Below are 1712 nucleotides of genomic sequence, written 5' to 3'. Positions count from 1 at the left end.
CTGGCGATCGCTGGACGGTGCAATTACCTAAGCCAGAAATCGAGAGAGTAGCTTCATCTCCCACCTCATCTCCGACCTCATCTCCCAGAAGTGCTTACACTGTTGTTACCCCAAACTCTGAGCCGCAACCTGGCATTTCAAGAGTTGCCACTACTACACGAGGGGCGACTCAAATTGAGAGCTTACAAGTCACAGGTGATGGGTTGTTCATTCGCACCAGTGGTAGTAATCCTCCAATTCAGGTAATTCGCAGCCGCGATCGCGCTACCATCTTCATGGATATCTCTGGCGCATCTTTATCACCACGTCTGGCGCAGCAGAATAATATACCGGTTAACAAGCATGGTGTTAGCCGCGTCGAATTCACCCGACTACAAACCCAACCTCCTGGCGTTCGCCTGACTTTGCGGGTAGATAAAAATAGCCCAGACTGGCGAGCAAGTAATAGTAACGGTGGTGGTTTGGTAGTTCTGCCTAGTCGCGTTGTCACACTGCCTGGAAGTAGTAATTCAAATCTATCGGACAATCAGTCACAACCACCCTCTCTACCTAGCAGACTATCTGCTAACAACTCCCCAGCAACAATTGAGTCTGTACAACTGGCTGATAATGGCACACAACTGCTAATTAGAGCCGACCAAACTGTATCTGCTACGGGAGCTTGGGATAGAACTTCTGGTCTGTTCCGCGTCACAATTCCCAATGCCAAGTTAGCTCCCAGAGTTACAGGCCCTACTTTTGCTCCTAATAGCCCCATTCTCCGGGTACGCCTGCAACCACAAGAACCCAACACAGTCGTTGTCTTAGTTCAACCAGCAAGCGGAGTACAACTTGGACAACCCCAGCAAATCGGCGACCAGCTTTTAGCTCTACCAATACAAGGCTCTCGTCGAATTGTGACAATCCCCCCCAGAAGACCTCCTTTTGCTTTACCTCCGCTACCACCACCAAACCGGGGGCCATTCCCAGACCCAAACAATCCCAATCCCCAACCTCCAACCCAACCACAGCGCCGAGTTACCAATGGACGAGTGGTAGTCCTCATTGACCCAGGACATGGCGGTAAAGACCCTGGTGCAGTAGGTCTTGGAGGATTACGCGAAAAGGATGTTATTTTGCCTATTAGCAAAAGAATAGCTCAGGTCTTGCAGCAAAATGGCGTACAAGTAGTTATGACAAGGGATTCTGACTATTTTGTTACCCTTCCAGGACGGGTGCAATTAGCAGAACGAGCTAATGCTGATGTGTTTGTGAGTATTCATGCTAATGCAGTCGGGCCAGGTCGTTCGGATGTCAGCGGCTTGGAAACATATTATTACGACAGTGGTTTGGGTCTAGCTCGGACTGTCCATAACAGTATTCTCCAAGGTGTAAATGTCAGAGACAGGGGAGTGCGGCGAGCCAGATTTTTTGTCCTCAGAAAAAGTTCTATGCCTTCGATTCTGGTAGAAACAGGTTATTTGACCGGTCGAGATGATAACGCTAAACTCAGAAGCTTGGCTTACCAAAATCAAATGGCAGATGCGATCGCTCGTGGCATTCTTCAGTATCTAAAGAGAAGATAAGTAATTTAGTCGAAATTATTGAGTAAATACATCTAATCTTTACCATTTTTATCCAATTTAGTAGTAAAACAATTTAAGTATTCTTGCTGCGGGACAAGAGTAGCTTCTTTGTTATTGTCATCTGATGCTTTGCAAGTCAACAGATTT

1 protein-coding gene is annotated in these 1712 nt (G+C 47.3%); it reads left to right on the top strand.

What is annotated here, in order from left to right; translation table 11 throughout:
- The coding region (locus RRG12_RS43910) for an N-acetylmuramoyl-L-alanine amidase family protein (RefSeq protein WP_420763347.1) at window positions 1–1565 on the top strand (1565 nt) is incomplete at its 5' end.
- Window positions 1566–1712: the final 147 nt, after the last annotated feature.

The organism is Nostoc sp. CALU 546 (genome assembly GCF_048836525.1).
This window is presented reverse-complemented; position numbering and strand designations above follow the sequence as displayed.